This window comes from Amycolatopsis decaplanina DSM 44594, assembly GCF_000342005.1.
Taxonomy (GTDB): domain Bacteria; phylum Actinomycetota; class Actinomycetes; order Mycobacteriales; family Pseudonocardiaceae; genus Amycolatopsis; species Amycolatopsis decaplanina.
This window is the reverse complement of record NZ_AOHO01000028.1, coordinates 1-26,624: the sequence shown is the minus strand read 5'-3', so window position 1 is coordinate 26,624 and position 26,624 is coordinate 1. Positions and strand designations below refer to the sequence as shown.

At 69.5% G+C, this 26,624-nt stretch carries 12 protein-coding genes; 3 read left to right on the top strand and 9 right to left on the bottom strand.

All coding sequences use genetic code 11. The features are described 5' to 3' along the window. Positions 1-4: 4 nt before the first annotated feature. Together H074_RS05490 and H074_RS05485 are read right to left on the bottom strand one after the other, a co-directional pair. A complete protein-coding gene (locus H074_RS05490) occupies positions 5-784 on the bottom strand; it encodes an enoyl-CoA hydratase/isomerase family protein (RefSeq protein ID WP_007029028.1) in 780 nt (259 codons plus the stop codon). Positions 785-819: 35 nt separating this feature from the next. Then, positions 820-1,710 (bottom strand): PaaX family transcriptional regulator, encoded by an 891-nt coding sequence (locus H074_RS05485; protein WP_007029027.1) that lies wholly within the window; start codon positions 1,708-1,710, stop codon positions 820-822. 146 nt (positions 1,711-1,856) lie between these two features. On the opposite strand from H074_RS05485, the gene H074_RS05480 reads away from it, so the two are divergent. Next, positions 1,857-3,494: an ABC-F family ATP-binding cassette domain-containing protein gene (locus H074_RS05480; protein ID WP_007029026.1), complete on the top strand. Its 1,638-nt coding sequence runs from the start codon at positions 1,857-1,859 to the stop codon at positions 3,492-3,494. 81 nt (positions 3,495-3,575) lie between these two features. Here the strand turns inward: H074_RS05480 and H074_RS05475 are convergent, their stop codons facing one another. The 7 genes from H074_RS05475 to H074_RS05445 all read right to left on the bottom strand — a co-directional run bounded on the left by H074_RS05475 (position 3,576) and on the right by H074_RS05445 (position 11,394). Continuing rightward, the gene (locus H074_RS05475; RefSeq protein ID WP_007029025.1) at positions 3,576-4,406 is read right to left on the bottom strand and encodes a carbohydrate ABC transporter permease; all 831 of its coding nucleotides are present in this window, start codon (positions 4,404-4,406) and stop codon (positions 3,576-3,578) included. After that, positions 4,403-5,290, bottom strand: coding sequence for a carbohydrate ABC transporter permease (locus H074_RS05470; RefSeq protein WP_235096662.1), 888 nt, complete (start codon positions 5,288-5,290; stop codon positions 4,403-4,405). Before H074_RS05470 ends, H074_RS05475 begins: the two co-directional genes overlap by 4 nt. Before the next feature lie 7 nt (positions 5,291-5,297). After that, positions 5,298-6,569, bottom strand: a complete 1,272-nt coding sequence (locus tag H074_RS05465; protein WP_039921591.1) for an extracellular solute-binding protein — start codon at positions 6,567-6,569, stop codon at positions 5,298-5,300. Between the two features lie 126 nt (positions 6,570-6,695). Then, positions 6,696-8,813 (bottom strand): alpha-galactosidase, encoded by a 2,118-nt coding sequence (locus H074_RS05460; RefSeq protein WP_007029022.1) that lies wholly within the window; start codon positions 8,811-8,813, stop codon positions 6,696-6,698. 128 nt (positions 8,814-8,941) lie between these two features. Beyond that, positions 8,942-9,379, bottom strand: coding sequence for a PPOX class F420-dependent oxidoreductase (locus H074_RS05455; protein ID WP_007029021.1), 438 nt, complete (start codon positions 9,377-9,379; stop codon positions 8,942-8,944). A gap of 4 nt (positions 9,380-9,383) precedes the next feature. Next, positions 9,384-10,346, bottom strand: coding sequence for an RNA polymerase subunit sigma-70 (locus H074_RS05450; RefSeq protein WP_007029020.1), 963 nt, complete (start codon positions 10,344-10,346; stop codon positions 9,384-9,386). A 100-nt stretch (positions 10,347-10,446) separates the two neighbouring features. Beyond that, entirely contained in the window at positions 10,447-11,394 is a 948-nt protein-coding gene (locus tag H074_RS05445; protein WP_007029019.1) for a methionyl-tRNA formyltransferase, read from the bottom strand. 137 nt (positions 11,395-11,531) lie between these two features. Here H074_RS05445 and H074_RS05440 point away from each other — a divergent pair, with 137 nt between their 5' ends. Further along, complete coding sequence (locus H074_RS05440; protein ID WP_039921590.1) at positions 11,532-12,875, top strand: lysine N(6)-hydroxylase/L-ornithine N(5)-oxygenase family protein; 1,344 nt, start codon at positions 11,532-11,534, stop codon at positions 12,873-12,875. A gap of 44 nt (positions 12,876-12,919) precedes the next feature. After that, positions 12,920-26,624 (top strand): non-ribosomal peptide synthetase (locus H074_RS05435; RefSeq protein ID WP_007029017.1); only part of this gene is annotated, 13,705 nt, incomplete at its 3' end.

The following is a 26,624-nucleotide window of genomic DNA, read 5'->3' as shown; positions in this document are numbered from 1 at the left end:
CGGCTCAGCGGCCGGTGAAGGTCGCCTTGCCCGGGCCGTCGGCGAGGAACGACTTCACCGCGCCGCGCAGGTCCTCGGTGTCGAAGAGCCCGGCGGCGATGGTCGTGATGTGCTCGTTCGCCTCGGCGACACCACCGTGCTCGTAGTGCTCCAGGACCTTCTTGGTGGCGGCGTGCGCCCGCGTCGGCCCCTGCGCGAGGTCGGTCGTGAAGGCACGGACGGCCTCGTCGAAGCCGTCCGCCGGGAACACCCGGTTGACCACGTTCCAGCGTTCGAGCGTCGCGGCATCGTAGGTCGCGCCCGTCATCACGAACTCCTTGGCGCGGCCGACGCCGGCACGGGCCGCGAGGCGCTGCGTGCCGCCCATGGTCGGGGTCAGGCCGACGACCCGTTCGACCAGGCCGAATTTGGCCTTCTCGCTCGCGAGGATGATGTCGCAGGCGACCGCGACCTCGAAGGCCCAGGTCAGGCACAGACCGTGGGCGGCGAACACGGTGGGGAACGGGAGTGTGGCGATCCGGTCGGGGATCGCCAGCATCTCGTCGAAGAGCACCTTCGCTTCGGCCGCGTTCGTCTGGGCGTCGAACAGGGAGACGTCCACGCCGCCACTGACGATCTTCCCTTCGGCGCGGATCAGCGCCGCGCGCGGCGGCGTGGCCTCCAGTTCACCGATCGCCTCACTCAGTTCGCCCTGCAGTTCCGCCGTGTAGAGGTTCAACGGCGGCGAAGCGATGGTCAGGACGGCGAGGTCGTCTTCACGGTCGAGGCGGATCGAGGTGGCCAAGGCGGGTTCCCTCCGATGGGTCGTTTCCCGTGACCCTAGCCCGAGGTCGCCACGAGTTCGTCCCATTGCGCCTGTGCTTCTGGTCGCCATTCGACGTGCTTGCGGTGGAAGAGGTCCGCCGCGCGCACGCCGCTCCAACCGTCGGGGAGAAGTTTTAGCGGAAGCCGGGGATCGAGGAACGGGAAGCTGCGCCATTCGTGGACGAGTTCGGTCTGGGCGCGCAGGACGCCGCGCTCACCGGAAGGGTGTAAACCGGTGAACCGGTCGATGAAGTCCTCGTAGCGATCTTTGAGGTCGCTGAGATCCCACGACCGCGCGACCATCGTCTCCTGATCGCCGACGTCGCCGTAGGCGGCGGTGAACGACATCGCCTGGGCGTCAAGGCCGAGTTCCTGCACGATCTGCTGGGCCTCCCGCTGGCGGCTCAGATCCGGGCTGACCCAGACGCCCGCCACCGGCGAGCCGAACCCGGCCCACGTCAGGCGTGTGCGGAGCCGATGCCGGAGATCCCGCTTCGCTTCGGGGACCGACACGATCAGCATCAGCCAGCGCCCGTCCCAGGCCTTCTCCTCGTTGCCGAACGCGTAGATCCGTTCCGCGCCTTCGGTCAGGAGGCGCCTGCCTGGTGGAGTGAGCGACCAGCGCACTCTTCGCCCGACGCGTTCGGAGACGACCCAGCCCTCGGCGGAGGAACGGGCCAGCGCCTGCCGTGCGGACTTCTCCTCGATGTCGAGCACTCGCAGTGCCTCGACCAGCGTCGACGTCCAGATCGATTGGTCGCGGGGCAGGACGTACTCGCCGAGGATCGTCATCAGCAGCGACCGCGCGCTGGCATGACCGACTTCCCGCCGCCTGCTCAACGTCGGCCTACGGGTACCGCCTTTCTGCTGGTGGACGACGGGGACCGGGGTGGCGGAATCCGCCATTTGCTGTCACCGACCTCAATGCTCGGGGATTCGTTCGGGTCCAGAAGAACAATCAGGTTACCCACGTTCCGTGATCGCTTGGATACTTGCCACTCTTCCGAGGGACCACGAGCTGTTCAATCGGTCCCCGTAGACTTACCGATCTCATGAGCGCCACACTCGTTGCCAAGGATCTCGCCGCCGGCCACGGCGACCGTGTTCTGTTCTCCGGTCTCGACCTGGTCGTCGCCCCAGGCGAAGTGATCGGTCTCGTCGGTGTCAACGGCGCGGGCAAGTCGACCCTGCTGAAGACCCTCGGCGGCCTCGTGCCCCCGGAAGAGGGCACCGTCCGGCTGAACCCGCCGACGGCCACCGTCGGTCACCTCCCGCAGGAGCCGGAACGCCGCGAGGGTGAGTCCGTCCGCGCGTTCCTCTCCCGGCGCACCGGCGTCACCGCCGCCCAAGCCGCGCTCGACGCCGCCACCGAGGCGCTCACCGCGGGCGAACCCGGCGCGGACGACGCCTACGGCCTCGCCCTCGACCGCTGGCTCGCGCTCGGCGGAGCCGATTTGGACGACCGGGCGGGGGAGGTCGTCGCGGACCTCGGGCTCACCGTCAACCTGGACCAGCCGATGGTGTCGTTGTCGGGCGGACAGGCGGCCCGTGCGGGAATGGCCTCGCTGCTGCTGAGCCGGTACGACATCTTCCTGCTCGACGAGCCGACCAACGACCTCGACCTCGACGGACTGGAACGGCTCGAACGGTTCGTGACCGGGCTGCGCGCCGGGACCGTGCTGGTCAGCCACGACCGGGAATTCCTCGCCCGCACCGTGGACCGCGTCGTCGAACTCGACTACGCGCAGCAGCAGGTGCGGACCTACGGCGGCGGCTACGAGTCGTATCTGGAGGAACGCGCCGTCGCGCGGCGGCACGCCCGCGAAGAGTACGAGGAATACGCGAACACCAAGGCCTCGCTCGAAGCCCGCGGCGCGATGCAGCGGTCGTGGATGGAGAAGGGTGTCAAGAACGCCCGGCGCAAGGCGACCGACAACGACAAGGTGGGCCGCAAGTTCCGGAGCGAGGCGACGGAGAAGCAGGCGTCGAAGGCCCGCCAGACCGACCGCATGATCGAGCGGCTCGAAGTCGTCGAGGAACCGCGCAAGGAATGGGAACTGCGGATGGAGATCGCCGCGGCGCCCAGAGCTGGCGCGGTCGTGGCGACCCTGCGCGGCGCGGTGGTGCGTCGGGGCGAGTTCACCCTCGGCCCGGTGGACTTGCAGATCGACTGGGCGGACAAGGTCGCGATCACCGGGGCCAACGGCGCCGGGAAGTCGACGCTGCTCGCCGCCTTGCTCGGACGGGTCCCGGTCGACGAGGGCGCCGCGTCGCTCGGCTCCGGTGTCGTGGTCGGCGAGGTCGACCAGGCGCGGAAGCTGTTCCTGGGCGACCTTCCGCTCGTCGAGGCATTCGCCCGCGAGGTCCCGGAACTGGCCGATGCCGACGTGCGGACGCTGCTGGCGAAGTACGGGCTCAAGGCCGCGCACGTCCTCCGGCCGGCGGCCACGTTGTCGCCGGGGGAGCGGACCCGGTCGGCGCTGGCGCTGCTGCAGGCGCGCGGGGTGAACCTGCTGGTGCTCGACGAGCCGACGAACCACCTCGACCTGCCCGCGATCGAGCAGCTGGAGTCGGCGTTGTCGGAGTACCCGGGGACGTTGCTGCTGGTGACGCACGACCGCCGGATGCTGGACGCGGTGGCGACGACGCGGCGGCTGGAAGTGGCCGACGGGAAGGTCACGGAGTTCTGAACGGTGGTGGGTCTCGTGAGTGGTAAGGACGGTTAGAACCGTCCTTACCACTCACGAGAAGTGGTGGGCATCTGCCGCAGGTCAGCCCTTGGTCGCGCCGCCGGTCAATCCCTTCACGAACTGCTTCTGCAACGCCAGGTAGAAGATCAGCACCGGAAGCGTCGCCAGGAACATCAGCGCGAACACACTGCCGAGATCCGCCTGGTACTGGCCGATCGAGCGGTAGATCCCGGTGGTGATCGTGGTCCCCTGGCTGGGGCCGAGGATGATCAACGGGTCGATGAAGTCGTTCCAGATCCACACCCCGAGGAAGATCAGCACACTCGCCGTGGCGGGACGAAGCAGTGGGAAGACGATCCGCCAGAACACTTGTGTCCTGCTCGCGCCGTCGAGCCGGGCGGCCTCTTCGAGTTCCACCGGCACCCCGCGGATGAATCCGGTGAACACGAAGACCCCGAACGGCACGTAGTAGCCGACGTTGAACAGCACCAAACCCTGGATCGTCGCCATCAACCCGGTCAGCCGCAGGACCTCGGTGACCGGGATCAGGATCACCTGGGGCGGGATCATCAGGCCCGCCAACAGGATCAGCGCGAGCACCTTGGTCCACCGCTTGTCCGAGCGCGCCAGGTAGTGCCCGAGCATGGCCGAGAGCACGGTCAGCACCATGATCGACAGCAGGGTGACGAGCATGCTGTTCGCCAGGCTCACCCAGAACAGGCCGTCGGGGCGGGTGAGCACGGCGTGGATGTTGGTCAGCGTCGGTGGCAGCGGGACCGACGCCGGCTTCCGGGCGATCTGATCGCCGGGTTTGAAGACGTTGACGAGCACGTAGTACAGCGGTACGGCGAAGATCGCGCTCACCAGGATCGCCACGGCCGGCCGGAGCCACGAGCCGCCCTTCGTGGTCACAGGTCGACCTCCCGCCGCCGCAGGAACCGCAGCACGATCGTGGTCAGCGTCGCCACGATCACCAGCATCACCACGGCCATCGCGGACGCGTAGCCGACGTGGTTCGCGTCGAGACCGGTGGCGAGGACGTCGAACGCGATGGTGGCCGTGGTTCCCGAGCCCGGCCCGCCGTTGGTGACCACTTTGACGTAGTCGTAGGTCTTGAACGCCGAGATCAGCAGGACGACGGTGTTGATCGTCAGCGACGGCGCGAGCAGCGGCCAGGTCACCGCGCGGAACCGGCGGACCGTTCCGGCGCCGTCGATCTCCGCCGCCTCCAGCAGTTCGGCCGGGACCCCCTGCAGGCCCGCGAGATAGACGACCACACAGAACCCCAGCATCTGCCAGCACACGATCGACGCGACCGAGTACAGCGCGAGATCCGGGTCAGAAAGCCAACCCGGCGGGTGCTCGACGCCGAGGGCGCGGAGCGCGTCGTTGACCGGGCCCCGGTCGTCGAGCAGTTTCGTCCAGATGATGCTGACCACGACCGAGCTGAGGATCACGGGGGTGAAGAACACGCTCCGCAAAGCGTTGTACAGCCAGCCTTTGCGGTCGAGCAGCAACGCGACGCCGAGCCCGAGCACGTTCGGCACGACCACGACGATCACGGTCAGGATCGTGGTGACCCGCAGCGCGGCCAGGAACTGCTCGTCCTGGAACAACAGCCGGTAGTTCTTCAGGCCCACGAATTCCGCGGGCGGGTCGAACGGGTTGTGGTTCGTCAAGCTGTAGCCGAAGCTGATGAGGATCGGCGCCATGACGAAGCAGAGGTAGATGACGACGCCGGGTGCGCCGAACGAGGCGAAATGCCACACCCGCGGCAGTGTCGGTTTCCTTCCCATTCTGGCGTCAGCGCGCCTTCGCCCACTCGGTGTCCAGGAACGCGCACGCGTCGGCCACCGTCTTGCGGCCGGTGATGACGTCCTGCGCGGCCTGGTAGACCTTGTCCTTCATCCCCGGCAGGAGCCCGTCGTCCGCGGTCTCCCAGCTGAAGGCGTTCACGACCGAGTTCTTCGCGACGGCTTCCTTGTAGAGGTCGTAGCCCGCCTTGAAGACCGGGCCGACATCGGGCGGCGGCGTGTAGCCCTTGATGGCGGGGAACAGGCCGTCGGCCCTGACCGAGGCGTCGATCTGCTCCTTGTCGAGCTGGAACGCGAGCGCGAACTTCCTCGCCGCGTCGAGGTTGCGCGACTTCGCGTTGACGACGATGCCGCCACCGGTATAGGCGGGCACGACGAGTCTCCCGTCCTCGGAAGGGAAGTTGAAGACGCCGATCTCGAACGACGGTTTCTTGGCGTCGGCGCTGGCGGCGAACCAGTTGCCCATCGGGTACATCGCGCCTTCGCCGTTGAGGAAGGCGGCCTCGGTCGCCGAATAGTCCCGCGAGACCTGTGTCTTGTCGATGTAGCCCTTGGCCACCAGATCGGCGAACTTGCCGAACGCCTGCCGGAAGGCCGGGTCGGCGAATTTGACCTTGTCGCCCCGCCGCTGGGAAAGCCAGTCCGGTGTCTTGCCGTAGACCTCGACGCTGACCAGGCCGTCCAGCAGCATCGCGGACGGGAACCCTTCCTTGCCGCCGCCGATGGTGAACGGAGTGATGCCCTTCGCCTTCAGTTTCTCCGACGCGGCGAGGAGTTCGTTCCACGTCGCCGGCGCCGACGTGATCCCGGCGTCGGCGAAGAGCTTCTTGTTGTAGTAGATCGGCGGGATGGTCTGGGTGTTGGCGGGTAGCTGGTGGTGCCCGCCCTTGATCGGGTTGGCGGCGGGGAACTGGAAGTCCTTGAGCTCTTCGGGCGTCCACGCGTAGAGGTTGCCCGATTCGGCGAAACCGGCCGAGTCGACGGCGATCGCGACGTCCGGGAACTGGCCGGACTGCAGCAACTGCTTGGCGTAGCCGGTGCGGTCGGTCGAGGGGGCGACCAGTTTCTTCACGCTCAGGCCGGGATCGCGGTCCGTGACGCGTTTGATGGCGGAGTCCCAATAGGACGGTGGCAGGTTCGGCGTTTCGAACGTCAGGAAGGTGATCTCGTTGCCGGAGGCGTTCGTCCCGCCGCCGACGGTGCATCCGGTGAGGCTCGCGGCGAGGAGTAGTACGGCTCCCAACGCGGAGGACCTTCTCATGCCCCAGTCACCCTTCTCGCGACGATGCACGGCGTCTCATATACGACGGCATTCGATCGGATGTCTGTGGGGATGTCAAGCCGCTTGGGGCGCCCTGTAAGGGCAGAACCGGGCGATACATCTGATCTATCGTGGCGCTCGGACCCTCGTCAGCCGGATCATCGCACTGGCGAAATCGCCGTCCGGCAAACCCGGGAACAGGCCGTGTGCCAGGAGCGCGGCACCGTGCCAGACCTTTCCGGTGTCCTCGTCGCGGTAGCGGGCGGCGGGGTCGAGCCCCTCGAGCCGGACCGGTCGTTCGTGAGTGTGGAAATGTGCCGCTTGCCGGAACACGAACACGACCGCGCGCCCGCCGTCGGCCGCCACGTACTGCAGCGCGCAGACGCCGTCGGTGGTCGGCGGCACGAGCCGGTGGAGCCTGCCGCGCTGCACGATCGGCCGGATCTCCTTGTACAGCGCGATCTGTTCGCGCGCGTAGGCCAGATCCTCCTCGGACCACTTCACGATGTCGCCGCCGATGCCGAGCACTCCCGCCATCGCGACATGGAACCGGAAGCGCAGTGGCGTGGACCGCCGGGTGACGAAGTTGGGGTCGTCGGTGACCCAGGCCGCCATCGCGCGCGCCGGGTACACCTGGCCGTAGCCGTGCTGGATGACGAGCCTGTCGAGCGCGTCGGTGTTGTCGGAGGTCCAGACCTGGTCCGTCCTGGCCATGATCCCGAGGTCGATCCGGCCGCCACCGCCGCTGCACGCCTCGATCCGGAGCCCGGGATGACGGGTGCGCAGCCGGTCCATGATCGCGTGGACCGAGCGGGTGTGTTCCACCCACAGCCTGTCCGGATCGTTGTCGGCGGGCCAGCCGGCCTCGCTGAACGGGCGGTTCATGTCCCATTTCAGGAAGTCGATCCCGTGCTCGCCGACGAGGGAGTCGAGCGTGCCGAACGCCCAGTCGGCGACGTCCGGGCGGGCGAAATTGAGCACCAGCTGCCTTCGCAGTTCCGAACGTGTCCGATGTGGATGGTGCAGCACCCAGTCCGGATGGGCGCGGTGGAGATCGCTGTCCGGGTTGACCATCTCGGGTTCGACCCAGAGCCCGAACTTCATGCCGAGCCGGTGCACTTCGCCGACGAGTGGTTCGAGGCCGTCGGGGAACTTCTCGCGGTTGACGTGCCAGTCGCCGAGGCCGGCGTGGTCACCGGTCCGGGCGCCGAACCAGCCGTCGTCCATCACGAACAGTTCCACGCCGAGCGCCGCCGCCTTTTCCGCCAGCGCGCGTTGACCGGCTTCGGTGACGTCGAAGCCTGTTGCCTCCCAAGAGTTGTAGAGCACCGGCCGGAGTTCACCGGGATGCGGAAGCACGTGGTCCAGCGTGTACGCGTGCCAGGCGCGGCTCGCGGCGCCGAATCCGCCCTCGGTGTACAGCCCGGCGAAAACCGGAGTGGTGAGCGTGTCACCGGGAGCGAGCCGGGGGACGACGCCGTCTTGGCCGAAGCCGCCGGTCACGGTGAGGCGGCCGGTGGACGAGCGGGTGGTGGTGATCCGCCACGAACCGCTCCACGCGAGCACGGCGCTGTAGACCTCGCCGTGCCGCTCGGTCGTTTCGCCGTCGTCGAGCATCACCCACGGATTGGCGTGATGGCTGGTGATGCCGCGCCTGCTGCCGAAAGTGGTCTCGCCATGGGGGACAGGTTCGCGGAGCAGTTGGCTCTCGGCGGCCCAGCGGCCGGTGACGTGGCTGATCCGGTAGTCCGGCCGGTCCGGCACGACCCAGGTCGCCGAGTCGGCCCTGATGATCTCGATCGGGCCGTCCGTGCCGTCGTGGCCGAGTTCGGTCCAGCGCTCGATGACGTCGGTGCCCGCCGGGACGCGGTAGCCGAGCGTGACGCGCAGGGGGTAGTGGCGATCGCGGAAATGGACGAGCAACCGGCCGTCGTCGATGTCGTGTGAGACGTACCGCCATTCGAAGGCCCGGGTCCCGTCGGCGAACCGGACCTGGAGGGCCGGGGTCCAGTATCGGGTACCGCCGTCGGCGGCGAGCTCGTCGAGTCCCTCGTTGGGATCGTTGAAGGCGTCCCAGCGTGCCTTGGTCCGGGGGAGGACGTCGGCGAGCTGGCCGGCGGTGAGCGCCGGACCCCAGTGGACGTGGGAGGGCGTGTCGTCCTCGGTCAGCCTGAGCGCGTAGCTCGTGGTCGCGGTACGGATGAGCCAGGAACGGATGCTCTCGTCGTGAACGATCTCTGCCACGTCGCCATCCTGACGCCGGACGGTGGCGGAGGCCAGACGGCTCCCGCTCGGCGGTACATCGGGTGGTGGGTCTCGTGAGTGGTGAGGACGGTTCTAACCGTCCTCACCACTCACGAGACCCGACGCCTTCAGCCGCCCACCTTCGCGATCGCCACGAAATGCTCCGGCCGCACCCGTGCGATCACCTTCCCCGGAGACGTCGCGTACGCCAGCCAGCCCTCGATGGCTTCCTGCCCGGCCTCGCCGAGGTACCGCCGCGCGATCAGCTCCGAACCGGCGCGGACTCCCTCAGGGTCCGAAACGATCTCCGCCACGCCCTCGACACTCACGAACGAGTACGGCGGGCGCGGGTCGTCGGCGACCACCGAAACACGGGGATTCTCCTTGAGCGCCTTGCCTTTGACGGTGTCTTCACCCAGGTTGACCAGGATGTCGTCCCCGTCGAGGGCGAACCAGACCGGTACCGCGTGTGGCCTGCCGTCCGGGCGGACGGTCGCGAAGACGGCGGTGCGGGTGCCTTCGGCGAGAAAGGCGCGGCGCTGTTCGTCGGTCATCTTCTCCGGCATTGCTTCATCCCTCCAGAGTGGCGTCCAGGCCGAAGGCCGGGAACAGGTGGTTGTCGAACGTGGTGAGCTCGGCGGCCTTGCCGTCGACGACGCGGACGAGGTCGAGTTTGAAGGCGCGGAAAACGGTGTCGCCGGGGCGCCGCAGGTAGGAGGCGAAGGCGGGCATCCGGTTGGCGTCGACCGCGACGGCGCGCCATTCGCCCATCTCTTCGGCGATCCTGCCGTGCCGCGCGAGGTGTTCGAGTCCGATGTAGCAGTGCGGCTCCGGCGGCATGGTGACCCGGACGTCGTCGCGGACCAGGCTGCTCATCGTGCTGAAGTCACCGTTGTCGTGGGCCTCGACGAGCCGCCGCACCAGCGCTCGTTCCTCTTCGGACGGTGCCGCCGCCGACCATTCGCCCCGCTGCTGCGGAAGGCGTTCGCGCAGGGTCGCGCGGCCGCGCTGCAGCGCGCTGTTGGCGGCGGCGACCGAGAGGTCGAGCAGGGAGGCGGCTTCGGCGGCCTGCCAGCCGAGCACGTCGCGCAGGATCAGCACCGCGCGTTGCTGCGGCGGCAGCATCTGCAGGACCGCGAGGAAGGCGAGCTCGATGGTCTCCCTGGCGACGGCGAGTGCGTGCGGTTCGGCTTCGGGCGGCGCGATCTCGTCGAGCAACCGGTCCGGATACGGCTGGATCCAGGGAACTTCGGCGAACGAGCGCAGCGACGGTACCCGCCGGTCGCTCTTGCGGATCGCGTCGAGGCAGGCGTTGGTGGCTATCCGGTACAGCCACGCGCGGAAGTTGCCGCCGTCGAACGTGTCCAGTCCGCGCCAGGCGTTGAGGAGCGCGTCCTGGACGACGTCTTCCGCCTCGTCGAACGAGCCGAGCATCCGGTAGCAGTGGACGTGCAGTTCCCGCCGGTGCCGTCCGGTGAGGGCGGCGAAGGCGGCTTCGTCTCCCGCCTTCGCCGCGGCGATCGTGTCGGTCATGGCGCCTCCCATCGAGTGTTCTTACCCGATGTAACGGCGCCCTTCGGCCGAACTCATCGGTCTCGCGACGACTTTTTTCGCGGGACCGCGAAATCGCAGGTCAGGGGCGGGTCGTGAGGTAGCCGCCCATGGTGCGGAAGTACTCGTTCGCGGCGAGTTCGGTGCCGTCCTCGGTCCGGACCCGCTCGATGACGAGCCCGTGCGACCGGCCCCGGCGCGACTCGGGGCCGGCGACGATCACGACGCCTTCACCCTCACGGATGAAGATCCGGCCGGGCGTTCCGCCGTAGTGACCCACCGACACCGAGGAGCGGATCACGCGCAGTTGCTTCCCGCGGTGGTACGTGAAGGCGTTGGGATACGGGTCGGACTGCGCGCGCACCAGCCGCTCGATCTCGTCCGCGGGCCAGGACCAGTCGATGAGACTGTCTTCGAGGGCGCGCTTGTGGAAGAAGCTGGCCTTCGACCTGTCCTGTTTGACCGGGGTGAAGTTCCCCTTCGCGATCAGCTCGATGGCCTCGGTGGTGATCGGCGCGATGAGGTCGACCGTCCGATGGAACAGATCGGTGGTCGTGTCCTTCGGGCCGACCGGGACCGAACGCTGCAGCACGATGTCGCCCGCGTCGAGGTCGGCGTCCATCATGTGGGCGGTGAGGCCCACTTCCTTCTCGCCGTTGATGAGCGCCCAGATCAGCGGCGAGAAGCCGGCGTAGGCGGGCAGCAGCGAGTCGTGGACGTTCAGCGTGCCGTACCGCGGCATCTCGAAGATCTCGGGCGGCAGCCAGGTGCGCCAGTTGTTGGCGACGATCAGGTCGAGATCGGCTTCCTTCAGCTCCGCCAGCAGTTCCGCGTCGTCGGGACGCTGCCGCAGCAGCGCGCGGATCCCGTGGGCCTCGGCGAGGTCCGCGACGGAGTCGGACCAGATCTTCTCGTAGGCGTGGTCACTCTTCGGGTGGGTGACCACGAGGGCGACATCGTGGCCCGCGTCGATCAAAGCCCGCAGGGTGCGGTGTCCCCAGGTCTGGTATCCGAACATGGCGACCCGCATGGGACCGGCCTCCTCCTGGTCGAGGGATGAACATCACCACTGAAAGTACTAGTTGAGCCTCACCTAACTTAGGTTAGGGTTCCCTGGTCTTTGTAACGAAGTACCGAGATGCGGCCGAGCCGCGCAAGGGGTTCAAGATGGCACGAGCAGTGGTCGGTGAACGGGTTCCGGTCTACGACGTGGTCGGGGTCGGGTTCGGTCCCTCGAACCTCGCGCTCGCCATCGCCGTCACCGAGCACAACGCCGCGCCGGGAGCCGAGACCGTCACCGCCCACTTCCTCGAGCGCCAGGCCCGTTTCGGCTGGCACCGCGGGATGTTGATCGACAACGCGACCATGCAGGTCTCCTTCCTCAAGGACCTGGCGACGATGCGGAACCCGACGAGTTCGTTCAGTTTCCTGTCGTATCTGCACAGCAAGGACCGGCTGGTCGACTTCATCAACCACAAGAACCTGTTCCCGTTGCGGATCGAGTTCCACGACTACTTCGAATGGGCGGCGGAAAAGGTCGACGACCTGGTTTCCTATGGCACGGAAGTACTTTCGGTCACGCCGGTCTTCGACGGCGACGAGATCGTGTTCTTCGACGTGCACGCTCGCACGGACGGCGAACTGGTGAATCTGCGCGCCCGCAATCTGGTGATGGGCACCGGGCTGCGGCCGAATCTCCCCGAAGGTGTGACGCCGGGCACACGTATCTGGCACAACAGCGAACTGCTGCACCGGCTCGAGGGTATGGCCTCCGAAGAGCCGCGGCGGTTCGTCGTCGTCGGCGCGGGCCAGAGCGCGGCGGAGGTCAGCGCGCTGCTGCACGACCGCTTCCCTCAGGCGGAGGTGTGCGCGGTGTTCGCGCGGTACGGCTTCAGCCCGGCCGACGACAGCGCGTTCGCCAACCGGATCTTCGATCCCGAGGCGGTCGGGCGGTTCTACGAAGCGCCGGAAGAGGTCAAGGACCGTCTGATGCGCTACCACGGCGCGACCAACTATTCGGCGGTGGACATCGATCTCATCGACGAGCTGTACCGGCGCGTCTACCGCGAGAAGGTGCAGGGGATCGAGCGGCTGAAGCTCATCAACGTCTCCCGTCCCACCGAGGTCACCGACACCGGCTCCGAAGTGCGGGTGACCGTCGAGGCGCTGGAGAGCGGGGAGCGTACCCGGCTCGACGCCGATTTCGTCGTGTACGCCACCGGGTACAGCCCGGCGGACCCGACGCCGTTGCTCGGCGAGCTCGCCTCCGCCTGCGCGCGCGACGGCGAGGGCAGGCTCCGCGTCGAACGCGACTACCGGATCGTCACCGAACCGCCGCTGGACGGCGGGATCTACCTGCAGGGCGGCACCGAGCACACCCACGGCATCACGTCGTCGCTGCTGTCCAACACCGCCGTCCGGGTCGGCGAGATCCTCCGGTCCATTGTGGATCGCCGTGCCGCCGGGGCGTCCCGGCCCGAGTACGCGGTGAGCGGGACCGGGCCCGCCTGACCCGCAGACGACGTTTCACGCTCTTGAACGGTGGAGGCAACCCGATGAACCGCGGCTTTCCCCTGACCCCGGCACAGTGGGGGATCTGGCTCGCCCAGCAGCTCGATCCGGCCGATCCGGTCTACACGATCGGCTGGGTCGCGGAGCTTCGCGGCGATGTCGATGTCGCCCGGCTGGGTGAGGCCGTTCGGCGGGCCGTCGCGGAGGCGGAATGCCTGCACGTCACGATCGGACTGGACGGCGACACGCCGGTCCAGCGTCCGGTCGCTCCCGGTGAGGTCGCGGTCCTCGACTTCACCGGCGAGCCGGATCCGGAGGCGGCCGCCGACGAGTGGGCGCGGGCCGAACTCGCCGTGGTGACCGACCCCAGCCGGGGGCCGCTCACCGCGCACACGCTGCTCGTCCTGGCCGGGGACCGGGTCCGCTGGTTCCAGCGTTATCACCACCTGGTGATGGACGCGCACGGGCAGGCCGTCCTGACCCGCCGCGCGGCGGCCCTCTATTCGGGCACCGCCGAGGAGGTCTCCTGGCCGCTCTCGGGGTTGGCCGAGTCCGGCTATGACGGGAAAGCCGACCGTGCGTACTGGCTCGGCGAACTCGCGGGCAGGCCGAACCCGGTGCGGCTGCTCGGCCGCGCGTCGTCCGGCCCGGTCCGGCTGCGACGGCATACGTGGGAACTGCCCGCGGCGAAGACCGGCCGCCTGCGGAAGTTCGCGCTCGACGCGGGAACGAGGCTGTCCCGGGTCGCCATCGCCGCGGTGGCGGCGTACGCCCATCGAGTGACCGGCGCCGAAGATCTCGTCCTCGGCCTGCCGGTCACCGCACGCACCACGCGCGCCCTGCGTGAGCAGCCGGGCATGGTCTCCAACGTCCTGCCGTTGCGGCTGACGGTGCGGCCCGAGACGACGCCGGCGCGACTCGTCGCCCAGGTCGCGGAGAAGGTCTCCAGGTTGCTGGAACACAGCCGGTACCGCGGCGAAGACCTCGCCCGTGAACTCGGTGCCGGCGGCGGAGTGCACGAACTCGTCGGGCTGAGCGTGAACTACATGGCCGTGGACGGCGAACTCGCGTTCGGCGAAGCGAGCGCGACGGTGCGCAACCTCGAACTCGGGCCGCTCAGCGACGTCGCCATCGCCGTGTACGACGATGGCGATGGCCGGGGCCTCCGCTTCGACTTCGACGCCGACGAGGCCGTCTCCTCCGACGACGAACTCGCCGACCACAGCCGCCGGTTCGCCGCGGTGCTGGATGCCCTGATCGACGGACCGGAGCTGCCGCTGGCCGCGATCGACCTGCTCTCAGCCGAAGAGCGGGACCGGGTCTTGGCACTCGGGGCCGCGGTCGCGGATTCGCCGGAAGTGTCCTGGCCCGAGGCGTTCGCCCGGATCGTGGCGCGGAAACCGGACGCGGAAGCCGTCGTCTGCGAAGGCGTCCGGATGACCTATGCCGAGGTCGACGCCGCCGCCAACCGGCTCGCCCGGCTGCTGCGGCGACGCGGTGTCGGTGACGAGGACGTCGTCGGCGTGGCGATGCCGCGTTCGGCCGATCTCGTCGTCGCGCTGCTCGGCGTCATGAAGGCCGGCGCCGCGTACCTCCCGCTCGATCTGGACCATCCCGAGGATCGCCTCGCGTACATGCTTTCGCACGCGGGCGCGGGGATCGTCGTGTCCACCAGGGAGGAATCCGCACAGCTTCCGTCCGGTGTGGACGTCGAGCGGATCCTTCTCGACGACCCGGCGATCACCGCCGAACTCGCGGCTCTCGACGCGTCCACTGTGGACGTGAGCGGGATCGCTCTGGACCAGGCCGCGTATGTCATCTACACCTCGGGTTCGACGGGGAAGCCGAAAGGCGTGGTCCTGTCCCACGACGGGATCGGCAGCCTGATCAGCACGGCGACCGAACGGATCGGCATCGGCGAGGCCAGCCGGGTGGTGCAGTTCGCCTCCACCGGGTTCGACGTGACGGTCTGGGATCTGGTCATGTCGCTGTGCGTCGGCGGAACGCTGATCGTGGTGCCGTCGCATCGCCGCGTGGCCGGCGTCGAGCTGACCGGCTACATCGCCGACAACGCGGCGACGCACATGATCCTGCCGCCGTCACTGGTCGCGGCGCTGCCGCCGGACTGTGAACTGCCCAAGGGCGCGGTGCTGATCGTCGGCACCGAGACGGTCCCGCCGGAGCTGATCGCGCGCTGGGCCGAAGACCTGAAGGTCGTCGCCGCGTACGGCTTGACCGAGGCGACGGTGAACTCGACGCTGTGGGCGGCCGAGCCCGGCTGGACCGGGCCGATTCCGATCGGCGTTCCGGATCCGAACACCCGCTGCTATGTCCTCGACACCGCGCTGCGGCCGGTCCCTGTCGGCGTCGAGGGGGAGCTGTACGTCGGCGGACGCGGTCTCGCGCGGGGTTACGCGGGACGTCCGGGGCTGTCGGCGGAACGTTTCGTCGCCGATCCGTTCACCGGTGGCGGCGAGCGCATGTATCGCACCGGCGACCGGGTCCGCTGGCGCGCGGACGGCAACCTCGACTTCCTCGGCCGCACCGATCACCAGGTCAAGATCCGCGGGTTCCGGATCGAACCGGGGGAGGTCGAATCCGCGCTCGCCGCGTACGCCGGGGTCGAGCGGATCGCGGTCGTGCCACGCGAGGTCAAGCCGGGAGACCGGCGCCTGGTGGCGTACGTCGTCCCGGCAGGGGACGGCTCGCCGTCGTTGCTCAAGGAGTTGCGTGCCCACGCGGAATCGGCGCTGCCGCACTACATGGTGCCGTCGGCGTTCGTGGAACTCGACCGGCTGCCGACCATGCCGAACGGCAAACTCGACCGCACTTCGCTGCCCCTGCCGGACTTCGGTGCCGCCGCCACCGGCCGCGCGCCGCGCACCGAGCGGGAACGGATCCTGTGCGACGTCGCCGCGCGAGTCCTCGGCCTGGCCTCGATCGGTGCCGATGACGACTTCTTCTCCCTCGGCGGCGACAGCATCCTGTCCATCCGGCTGGTGCTCGGGGCGGCGGATCACGGTCTCGCCATCACCCCGCGCCAGGTGTTCCGGCATCGGACTCCGGAGGCCCTGGCCGCCTGCGCGGACGTCGTTCCCGTCGAGTCCACTGTGGACGAGCGACCGCTGCTGGAGCTGACCGGCGCCGAACGCGCGTCGCTCGCCGAGTACGCCGACGTCCTGCCTGTGACGCCGTTGCAGGAAGGGTTCTTCTTCCACGCGGAGTTCGAAGGTGGTTCGGCCGCCGACATCTACACGGTCCAGGAGGTGCTGGACCTCGAAGGAGAGATCGACGCCGAAGCGCTGCGCCGATCGGCGCAGGCGCTGCTGGACCGGTATTCCTCGCTGCGGTCCGGTTTCCGGCAGCTCGACGGCGGCCGGGTGGTCCAGACGGTGACCCGGCGCGCCGAACTGCCCTGGCGCGAGGTGGCCGCCGAAGACGCGACGGAAGCCTTCGAGGCCGATCGCGCGCGCCGGTTCGACTTCGCCCGGCCGCCGCTGCTGCGGGCGACCTTCACCCGGCTCGGCGACGACCGCGCCAAGCTGGCGCTCACGTTCCACCACATCATCGCCGACGGCTGGTCGGTCGTGGTGCTGCTCCGCGAACTGCTGGCGGGCTACGCGGGAGTGGACGCCTCGAGCCCGGAACCGGACACCCGCGCCGATCATCTGCGGCGGCTCGCGTCGCGCGATCACGAGGTCTCGCGCGAAGTCTGGCGGACGGCGCTGTCCGGAGTGGACGAACCCACCCGGCTGATCGACGAACGGGCCGGGGTGCCGAGACGGCCGTCGCGGCTGCAGCTGAGCCTCGGCGAGCAGGTGACGACGGCGTTGTCCGCCATGGCCCGCGCACACGGGCTCACCCTCGGTGCCGTCCTGCACAGCGCCTGGGGTCTCCTGCTCGGCGGGCTCACCGGCCGGGACGACGTGCTGTTCGGCAGCACGGTCTCCGGCCGTGACACCGGCGCCGCCGGCCTCGAGTCGGCGGTCGGCCTGTACATCAACACCGTGCCGGTGCGGTTCCGCTGGGCACCCTTCGAAACCGTCGCCGCCGTGCTGCGCAGGCTGCAGGACGAGCAGGCGGCGCTGCTGGACCACCAGCATCTCGGCCTCGGCGAACTGCGGCGCCTGGCCGGTGCCGGGCAGGAAGAACTGTTCGACACGCTCGTCGTCGTCGAGAACTTCCCGCGTGACGACGAGCGCGTGGATCCGTCCGGAACCGTGCGCCTCACCGGTGTCGAGGTCACCGACGCGGTGCACTTCCCGGTCGCGCTGATCGCGACCCCGGGTGAGGACCTGGAGTTCAGCCTCAAATTCGACGCCGCCCGGATCGACGCGGTCGCGGCCGGACAGCTCGCGGAACGGTTCGCCCGGCTGCTGGAGACGCTGACCGCGAACCCCGGACTGCCGGTCGCCGCCATCGACCTCCTGTCCTCCGCCGAACGCGGCCGTCTGACCGAACTCAACGCGACCTCGCACCCGGTGCCCGAGCGCACGCTGGCCGGGGCCTTCGCCGAGCAGGTGGCCAAGACGCCATCCGCGACGGCGGTGATGTTCAAGGACACCGAACTGTCCTATGCGGATCTCGACGCCCGCGCGGAGAACCTGGCGCGCAGGCTGCGCTCCCTGGGCGCCGGTCCCGAAGAGGTCGTGGCCGTCGCCGTGCCGAGGTCGGCCGAGCTGATGGTCGCCCTGCTGGGTGTGCTCAAGGCCGGGGCCGCCTACCTGCCGATCGACCTCGACTACCCGGCCGACCGGCTCGAACACATGCTCACCGACTCCGGTGCCCGGCTCGTGCTCTCCGAACCCGGGACGGCCGCGCGGATCCCGGTCGTCGCCGGGCTGACGCAGGTCCCCGTGGCCGGTGCGCCCGCAGCCGACGACGTCAAGGGTACGGCCGCCGGACCGGACAACACCGCTTACCTGATCTACACCTCCGGATCGACGGGACGGCCGAAGGGCGTGGCCGTCACGCATCGCGCGATCGTCAACCGGCTCGCGTGGATGCAGCACGAGTACCGGCTCACGGCGTCGGACCGCGTGCTGCAGAAGACGCCGTCGAGTTTCGACGTGTCGGTGTGGGAGTTCTTCTGGGCGCTGTGCGAAGGCGCCGCGGTGGTGCTGGCCGAACCGGACGGCCACCGTGATCCGGCGTATCTCGCCCGGGTGATCCGGGACCGGGAGATCACGACCCTGCATTTCGTCCCGTCCATGCTCGCCGCTTTCCTCGGCAGCGAAGAAGCCACCGGCGATCTCGGGTCGTTGCGTCAGGTGTTCTCCAGCGGCGAGGCGCTGTCCGGCGAGACCGCCGCGCGGTGGCGCTCGCTCACCGGTGTCCCGCTGCACAATCTCTACGGCCCCACCGAGGCAGCCGTGGACGTGACGTTCTTCGCCGCCGACGGAGCCGAGGGCGCCGCCGTTCCCATCGGACGTCCGGTGTGGAACACCAGGCTCCACGTGCTCGACGGCTGTCTCCGCCCGGTGCCCGACGGCGTGGCGGGCGAGCTGTACCTCGCCGGCGTCCAGCTCGCCCGCGGCTACCACGGACGGCCCGGCCTGACCGCCGAACGGTTCGTCGCCGATCCGTTCGGCGAGCCGGGACAGCGGCTGTACCGGACGGGTGACCTCGTCCGGCGCCGCGCCGACGGCGAGATCGAGTACCTCGGCCGCACCGACCGCCAGGTGAAGATCCGCGGCAACCGGATCGAACTCGGCGAGATCGAAGCCGTCCTCGCCGCGCAGCCGGAGGTCACGGCCGCCACGGTCGTGGCGAAGGACGGCGCGCTCGTCGGCTACGTCGCCGGGAGTGCGGATCCGGAGAGGCTGCGGGCCGCCGTCAGCGAAGCGCTGCCCGCGCCGATGGTCCCGCAGGCGTTCGTCGTCCTCGACGAATTCCCCTTGACCCCCAGTGGAAAGCTCGACGTACGGGCCTTGCCCGCGCCCGAGGTCGGCCGTCCCGCGGTCGCGCCCGAGAACGACCGGGAACGTGCTCTCGCGCGGATCTTCGCGGACGTCCTGGGGCTGGACACCGTCGGCGCCCACGGGGACTTCTTCCTGCTGGGTGGCGACAGCATCTCGTCGATCGCCGTGTCGAGCCGTGCCCGGCGGGCGGGGTTCGAACTGAGCCCCAAGGACGTGTTCGAACTCCGGACCCCGGCCGCGCTCGCCGCCTCCGCCACGCCGTCCGGGCCGGTGGCCGACGCCGACGGTGTCGGCGCCCTGCCTCTCCTGCCCGAAATGCTGCGGCTGCGCGAGCTCGGTGACGCGGTTCAGCCAGAGTCCGTGCTGCTCACCGTGCCGTCCGGGGCGGACGCCGAGACGCTCGCCGCGGCCCTGCAACTCGTGCTCGACCACCACGACGGGCTGCGGCTCGAACTGTCGCGCGTCGCGTCGGTGCTGTGGTCGCTCGAAGTCCGTCCACAAGGGACTGTCCAGGCCGCGGACCTGCTTCGTCACGCGACCGGGTCCATCGAGGACGAGTACCAGGCCGCCGCGGACAGATCGGCGGACAACCTGCTGCAGGCCGTCTGGTTCGACGAACCCGGCAGGCTGCTGCTGGTCGCGCATCCGGTCCTGCTGGACGCGCGGAGCCTGACGATCCTGTCCACCGATCTCGCGACCGCCTGGCAAGCCGTGACCGACGGCCGCCCGCCGGTGTTCACCCCGGTCCGGGCGTCGCTGCGGACCATCGCCCGCCGGATCACCGACGCGGCGCAGGACCTGGCGCTGCTCGGCGAAATCGAGCACTGGGCCGAGACGCTGGCACCCGGCTCGTTCGAGATTCCCGCCGACGGCGAGGTCGCCGAACGCAGGATCACCCTGTCTGTCGAGGACACCCGGACGCTCGTCGGCGCGCTTCCGTCCACCGTGCACGGCGACGTGACCGACGTCCTTCTGACGGCGCTCAAGGCCGCTGTCGACGGTGACCTCCTCGTCGATCTTCACGGCCGGGTGGACACTTCGAGCACGGTCGGCGCGCTGACGTCGGTCCGCCCGGTGCGGATCACCGCGACCGGCGAACCGCTCGCGATGCTCAAGGCCGTCAAGGAGGCCGTCCGGAAGACGCCCGAGGGCTACGGCCCGCTGCGATACCTCAACGCCCAGACCGGCCCGCTGCTCGCCGGGCTCGCGAAACCGCGGATCGCCCTGCGGTACGACGGCCGGATCCCGGCCGGGCCGGGGGAGTGGCAGGTCGCCGGGTACGCGCCCGTGCCGCCGTCCGGAGACCACGTCCTGCGCATCGGGGTCGCCTGCGAGGAGACCGCGGACGGGCCGAGGCTGACGGCCACGTTCGCGGGCCCGGCCGGAGCACTCGCGGACCGTTGGGCCGCCGCCCTGGCAGACCTCGCGGCCGTGGACACGAACGCACCGGTGGGACTCACGCCGTCCGACCTCGAACTGGTCTCGCTGACGCAGGACGAGATCGCCCGCGTCGAGCGATTCAGCCCGGTGCCCGTCGCCGACGTCTGGCCGTTGTCGCCGCTGCAGGAAGGCCTGTTCTTCCACTCCGGCTACAACTCCGACCGGGTCGACATCTACACGATCCAGGAGGCGATCGACTTCGATCACCGCCTGGACGCCGGCAGGCTGCGGTCGGCGGTGTCCGCGCTGCTCCGCCGGATCCCGAGCCTCGGCGCCGGTTTCACCAGCGAGGGGTTGCGGGGGCCGGTCCAGTTCGTGGCGGCCGGGGTCGAACCCCCGGTGTCCGAAGTGGATCTTTCGGAGCTGCCCGAAGACGAGCGGCGCGAACGGCTCGACGAGCTGATGGCCGAAGACCGCGCGACGCGGTTCGACCTCGGTGTCCCACCGCTGTTCCGGCTGAAACTGGTGCGGCTCGGCGACGGACGTGACCGGGTGCTGCTGAACCGGCACCTGCTGCTCTGGGACGGCTGGTCCGCCTGGCTCTTCATCGAGCAGCTGTTCGCGCTGTACGACCTCGGCGGAGACGACCGGACGCTGCCCGCCGCGGGGTCCTATGCGGACTTCCTGCGCTGGCTGGACCGGCAGGACATCGAGGCGGCCACGAACGCGTGGCGTGAGGCGCTGTCCGATCTCGCGGAGCCGACCGTCATCGGACCGGAAGGCCGTGATCTGGTCCCGGCGACCCCCGTGAACCTGGACACCGTGCTGCCCACCGGTCTGGGCCGAGGGCTGCGTGAACAGGCCCGGAGGCACGGCCTGACCGTCAACTCCGTGCTCAACGCCGCCTGGGGCCTGGTCCTGTCGACCATGACCGGACGGCACGACGTCGTGTTCGGCGCCGCGGTCGCGGGCAGGCCCGCCGCCGTGCCCGAGATCGAGAACACCATCGGGCTGTTCCTCAACACCGTGCCCACCCGGGTGCGGCTCGACCCGGGCGAATCCGTGCTGGACCTGGTGCGGCGTCTGCAGTCCGAGCGGATGGACCTGACGCCGTACGAGTTCATGAGCCTCGGTGTCCTGCAGCGGGAGGCCGGGCACCGCGTCCTGTTCGACACGTTGTTCGTGCTGCGCAACGCGGACGGTGACGAACGGCGCGACGGCCTCCGTCACCGCCACGGCATCACCGGCCTGCTCAACATCGACGCGACGCATTACCCGCTGACGTTGGTCGTCACGCCGGGGGAGGAAATCCGGATCACGGTGTCCTACCGGGACGACGTGATCGATGCCGCCGAAGCCGTGTCGGTACTCGACCGGTTCACGTCGTTGGTCGCGCAGATCGTCGACGACCCGGCGAAACCGGTCGCCGCGCTCGCGACCGTCTCCGTTGAGGACCGTGCCGCGCTGGAGGCCGGCTGGGCCGAGGCCGAGCATCCCGTCATCGAGGACACGATCGCGGACCTGCTCGCCGTCCAGGCGGAGCGGACTCCCGACGCGACGGCCCTGGTGTTCGGTGAGGAAAAGCTGACCTACGCCGAACTCGACGCGCGCATCAACCGGATGGCCCGGCTGCTGCTGGCCAAGGGCGCCGCGCCGGAACAGGTGATCGCGCTCGGCCTGCCGCGGTCGATCGACATGGTCGTCGCGCTGTTCGCCGTACTGCGGACCGGCGCGGCGTACCTGCCGCTGGAACTCGACTACCCGGTCGACCGGCTCGCGGTGATGCTGGAGGACGCGAGGCCACTGTGCCTGGTGTCCACAAAGGATGTATCGGCGACGCTGCCCGACGCCACGCCACGGGTCCTCGTCGACGACCACGAAGACACGGCGTTCGGCGACGGCCCGATCTCCGACGCCGAACGCCCGTTGTTCGCGCGGAGCCGCGCGGACCGCATGGAGCACCCGGCGTACGTCATCTACACGTCGGGCTCGACGGGCAAACCCAAGGGTGTGGTCACGCCGTACCGCGGCCTGACGAACATGCAGCTCAACCACCAGGGCGCCATCTTCGCCCCGGCCATCGCCGCGGCGGGCGGACGGCGGCTGCGGATCGCGCACACCGTGTCGTTCGCCTTCGACATGTCCTGGGAAGAGCTGCTGTGGCTCGTCGAAGGGCACGAGGTCCACGTCTGCGACGAGGAACTCCGGCGGGACGCGCGGGCGCTCGTGGCGTACTGCGACGAGCACGAGGTCGACGTCGTCAACGTGACGCCGACGTACGCCCACCTGCTGATCGAGGAAGGGTTGCTGGAGGGACACCGCCCCGCGCTCGTGCTGCTCGGTGGCGAAGCGGTGTCGGAGTCGGTGTGGAACCGGCTGCGGGACACCGACGGGACCTACGGCTACAACCTGTACGGCCCCACCGAGTACACGATCAACACGCTCGGCGGCGGCACGACCGACAGCGACACCCCGACCGTCGGCAAGCCGATCTGGAACACCCGCGCCTACATCGTCGACGCCTGGCTCCGGCCGGTCCGCGACGGTGTCGCGGGTGAGCTCTACATCGCCGGTGAGGGCCTGGCACGCGGTTACCTCGGACGCCCCGGGCTGACCGCCGAACGGTTCGTCGCCGACCCGTTCGTGCCCGGTGGCGGGCGCATGTACCGCACCGGAGACCTGGTGCGCCGCCGTGCGGACGGGAACCTCGACTTCCTCGGCCGCACCGACGACCAGGTCAAGATCCGCGGCTACCGCGTCGAACTCGGCGAGATCGAGACCGCGCTCAGCCGGTACCCCGAAGTCGCGCAGGCGGCCGTCATCGCCCGGCCGGATCCGTCGGCGCCCGGTCTGCAGCGGCTCGTCGCGTACGTCGTCCAGGCCGAACTGAGCGGGGACGCGCGGGCCGAGGCGGAAGCCGACCAGGTCGGCGAATGGCAGCAGATCTACTCGGACGAGTACACCGAGATCCCGACCGCGCTGTTCAACGAGGACTTCGCGGGCTGGGACTCCAGCTACGACGGTGAACCGATCCCGCTGGAGCACATGCGGGAGTGGCGGCGGGCGACCGTGGACCGGATCGCCGGACTGAAGCCGGAACGGGTGCTGGAGATCGGCGTCGGCACCGGTCTGCTGATGGGGCAGATCGCACCGCCGGCCCAGGAGTACTGGGGCACCGACCTCGCCGCGCCGGTGATCGCGAAGCTGAACCGGGAGCTGGAACGGGATCCGGCGCTGGCGGCCAAGGTGAACCTGCGCGCCCAGCCGGCGCATGTGTTCGACGGCCTGCCCGCCGGCCGGTTCGACACGATCGTGATCAACTCCGTCATCCAGTACTTCCCGAGCGTCGACTACCTGACCGACGTCATCACCAAGGCGATCGGCCTGCTCACGCCCGGCGGCGCGCTGTTCGTCGGCGACGTCCGCAACCTGCGGCTCGCCCGCGCCTTCCACACCGCGATCCAGCTCACCCGCGCGGACGCCACTTCCGACGTCGCCCAGGTTCGGCGCGCGATCGAACGCGGTGCCGCGCTGGAGAAGGAACTGCTGATCGACCCGGACTACTTCACCGCGCTCGCCCGGCGGCTTCCGGGTGTCGCCGCGCAGGTCCGGATCAAACGGGCCCGGCTGCACAACGAGCTGAGCCGGTATCGCTACGACGCGGTCCTGGTGAAAGAACCCGCCGAGACGGTGTCGGTCGCGCAGGCGCCGCGCTTGTCTTGGGACGAGGTGGGTTCACTCGCCGCGGTGGAGGAGCGCCTCACCGGCGTGGAAACGCTGCGGGTGTGCCGGATCCCGGACGCCCGGCAGGCTCCGGAGGTCGAGGCGACGCGTGCGCTGGACGCCGGTGCACCGCTCATCGACGTCCTGGAGTTGTTCCGCACCCCTGCCGGAGTCGAGCCCGAGGACGTGCACGAACTCGGTGAAAGGCTCGGGTTCCGGGTGTACTGCACCTGGTCGGCCGACGGCGCTTTCGAGGCCGTGTTCGTCCACAAGGGACAGCCGGACGCGCTCGTCACCGGTGTGCACCAGCCGGTTTCGGCGGGTACGAACCTGGCCAAGTACGCCACGAGCCCGACCGCGGCCCGCGGTGGCGGCGAACTGGCGCAACGCCTGCGGGACAGGCTCAAGACGGAACTGCCGGACTACATGGTCCCGGCCGCGTTCGTCACGCTGGGCGCCCTGCCCCTGACCGACAACGGCAAGCTCAACACGCGGGCGCTCCCGGACGCCGAACAGACGGTGCGGCTCGCCGAAAGCCGTCCGGCCGAGAGCGCCGAGGAGGAGACGCTGTGCGCGCTCTTCGCCGAGGTCCTCGGGCTGGACGGCGTCGGAGTCGAAGACAACTTCTTCGATCTCGGCGGCCATTCCCTGCTCGCCACCCGGCTCATCAGCCGGGCCCGGACCGAACTCGGCGCGGAATTGGCCATCCGTGACCTGTTCGAGGCGCCGACGGTGGCCGAGCTGGCCGCTCGCGCGGGTGGCGGCGAACCGGCGCGGCCGGCGGTCGTCCGCGCCGAGCGCCCCGACCGCATCCCGCTTTCGGCGGCTCAGCGCAGCCTCTGGCTCGTGGACCGGATGGAAGCGAACGCGGTCGCCTACAACTTTCCGCTGACCTTCCGGCTGCGCGGCGACCTGGATCTCGAAGCGCTGCGGGCCGCGCTCGGCGACGTGCTAGGCAGGCACGAGGTGCTGCGTACCGTTCTCGTCGAGCACGACGGGGATCCCTGCCAGCGCGTTCTCGACGCGCCGGAGATCCCGTTCGCCGTCGAGGAGTGTGACGAGACCGGACTGGACGCCCGGATCGCCGAGCTCTCGCGGACGCCGTTCGACCTGGCGCGGGAGATCCCGGTCCGGCTGCGGGTGCTGCGGCTCGGCGACGGCGACCAGGTGATCTCGCTGGTCCTGCACCACAGCGCGACCGACGAATGGTCCGATCGGCCGTTCCTGGGCGACCTGACGTCGGCTTATCGGGCTCGGCGGGCGGGGGAGGCGCCCACGTGGACGGCCCTCCCCGTGCAGTACGCCGACTTCGCGTTGTGGCAGAAGGACTTCCTCGACCAGCGCGGAGCCGCTCAAGTCGCCTTCTGGGCCGACTCTTTGCGCGGGGCGCCGGACGAGCTGACCCTGCCGCTGGACCGCCCGCGTCCGCTCCAGCCGACGGGCAAGGGCGGAAAGGTGCAGTCCCCGCTCTCCGAAGAGCTGTCGGCCGCCGTGCGCGACCTGGCGGCGAAGGCGGGAGCGAGCCCGTTCATGGTGCTTCAGGCGGCGGTGGCCGCGCTGCTGCACCGAACTGGTGCAGGGGACGACATCCCGCTGGGTGCCCCGATCGCCGGACGTACCGACGCGGCACTGGACGACCTCGTCGGGTTCTTCGTGAACACCCTGGTGCTGCGGACCGACCTCTCCGGCGACCCGACGTTCGCCGCCCTGCTCGACAGGGTGCGCGAGGCGGACCTCGCCGCGTTCTCACACGGCGATCTGCCGTTCGAGCGCGTTGTCGAGGAGCTGAATCCGCCCCGGGTGCCGGGCCGCAACCCGCTGTTCCAGGTGATGGTCGGCTACCACCGGCAGACCGAGGCCCACGACGTGCTCGGGCTGTCCGCCGAGTGGTTCGAGATGGACACCGGCATGGCGAAATTCGACCTGCACTTCACGATGGTCGACAGCGCGGACACCGCCACGCTGATGCTGGAGTACGCCGAAGACCTCGCCGACGAAACGACGGCCGGACGGTTGCTCACCCGGCTCACGTCCCTGCTGGAGCAGGTCACCGCCGAGCCGGACCGGCCGGTCGCCGCGCTCGACGTCCTCGTCGGCGACGAACTCGCACGGGTGACCGAATGGAACCGCACGTCCCGGGATGTCCCGGCCGCGACCCTGCCGGAGTTGTTCGAGGCGCAGGTGGCGAGGACACCGGACGCTGCCGCTGTCGTGTTCGAGGACTCCGAGCTTTCCTACGCCGGGTTCAACGCGCGAGCCAATCGGCTGGCGCGGTGGCTGGTAAAACAGGGTGTGGGTGCGGAGTCGGTGGTGGCGGTGTCGCTGCCGCGGTCGATCGATCTCGTCGTCGCGCTGTACGCCATCCACAAGGCCGGTGGCGCTTATCTACCGGTCGACCGGGACTACCCGGCTGATCGCATCGCGTTCATGCTCGAAGACGCGATCCCTGCGGTCGTTCTCGATGAGTTGCCCGTTTTGGACGGCTATTCCGGCGAGAACCTGGGTCGTGTCGTGGATCCGTCGTCGGCGGCGTACGTGATCTACACGTCGGGTTCGACGGGGCGTCCCAAGGGTGTCGTGGTGCCTCATGAGGGCATCGTGAACCGGCTTCTGTGGATGCAGGACGAATATGGCCTGACGGCCGATGACCGGGTGTTGCAGAAGACGCCGTCGAGTTTCGACGTGTCGGTGTGGGAGTTCTTCTGGCCGCTCCTGACCGGTGCGA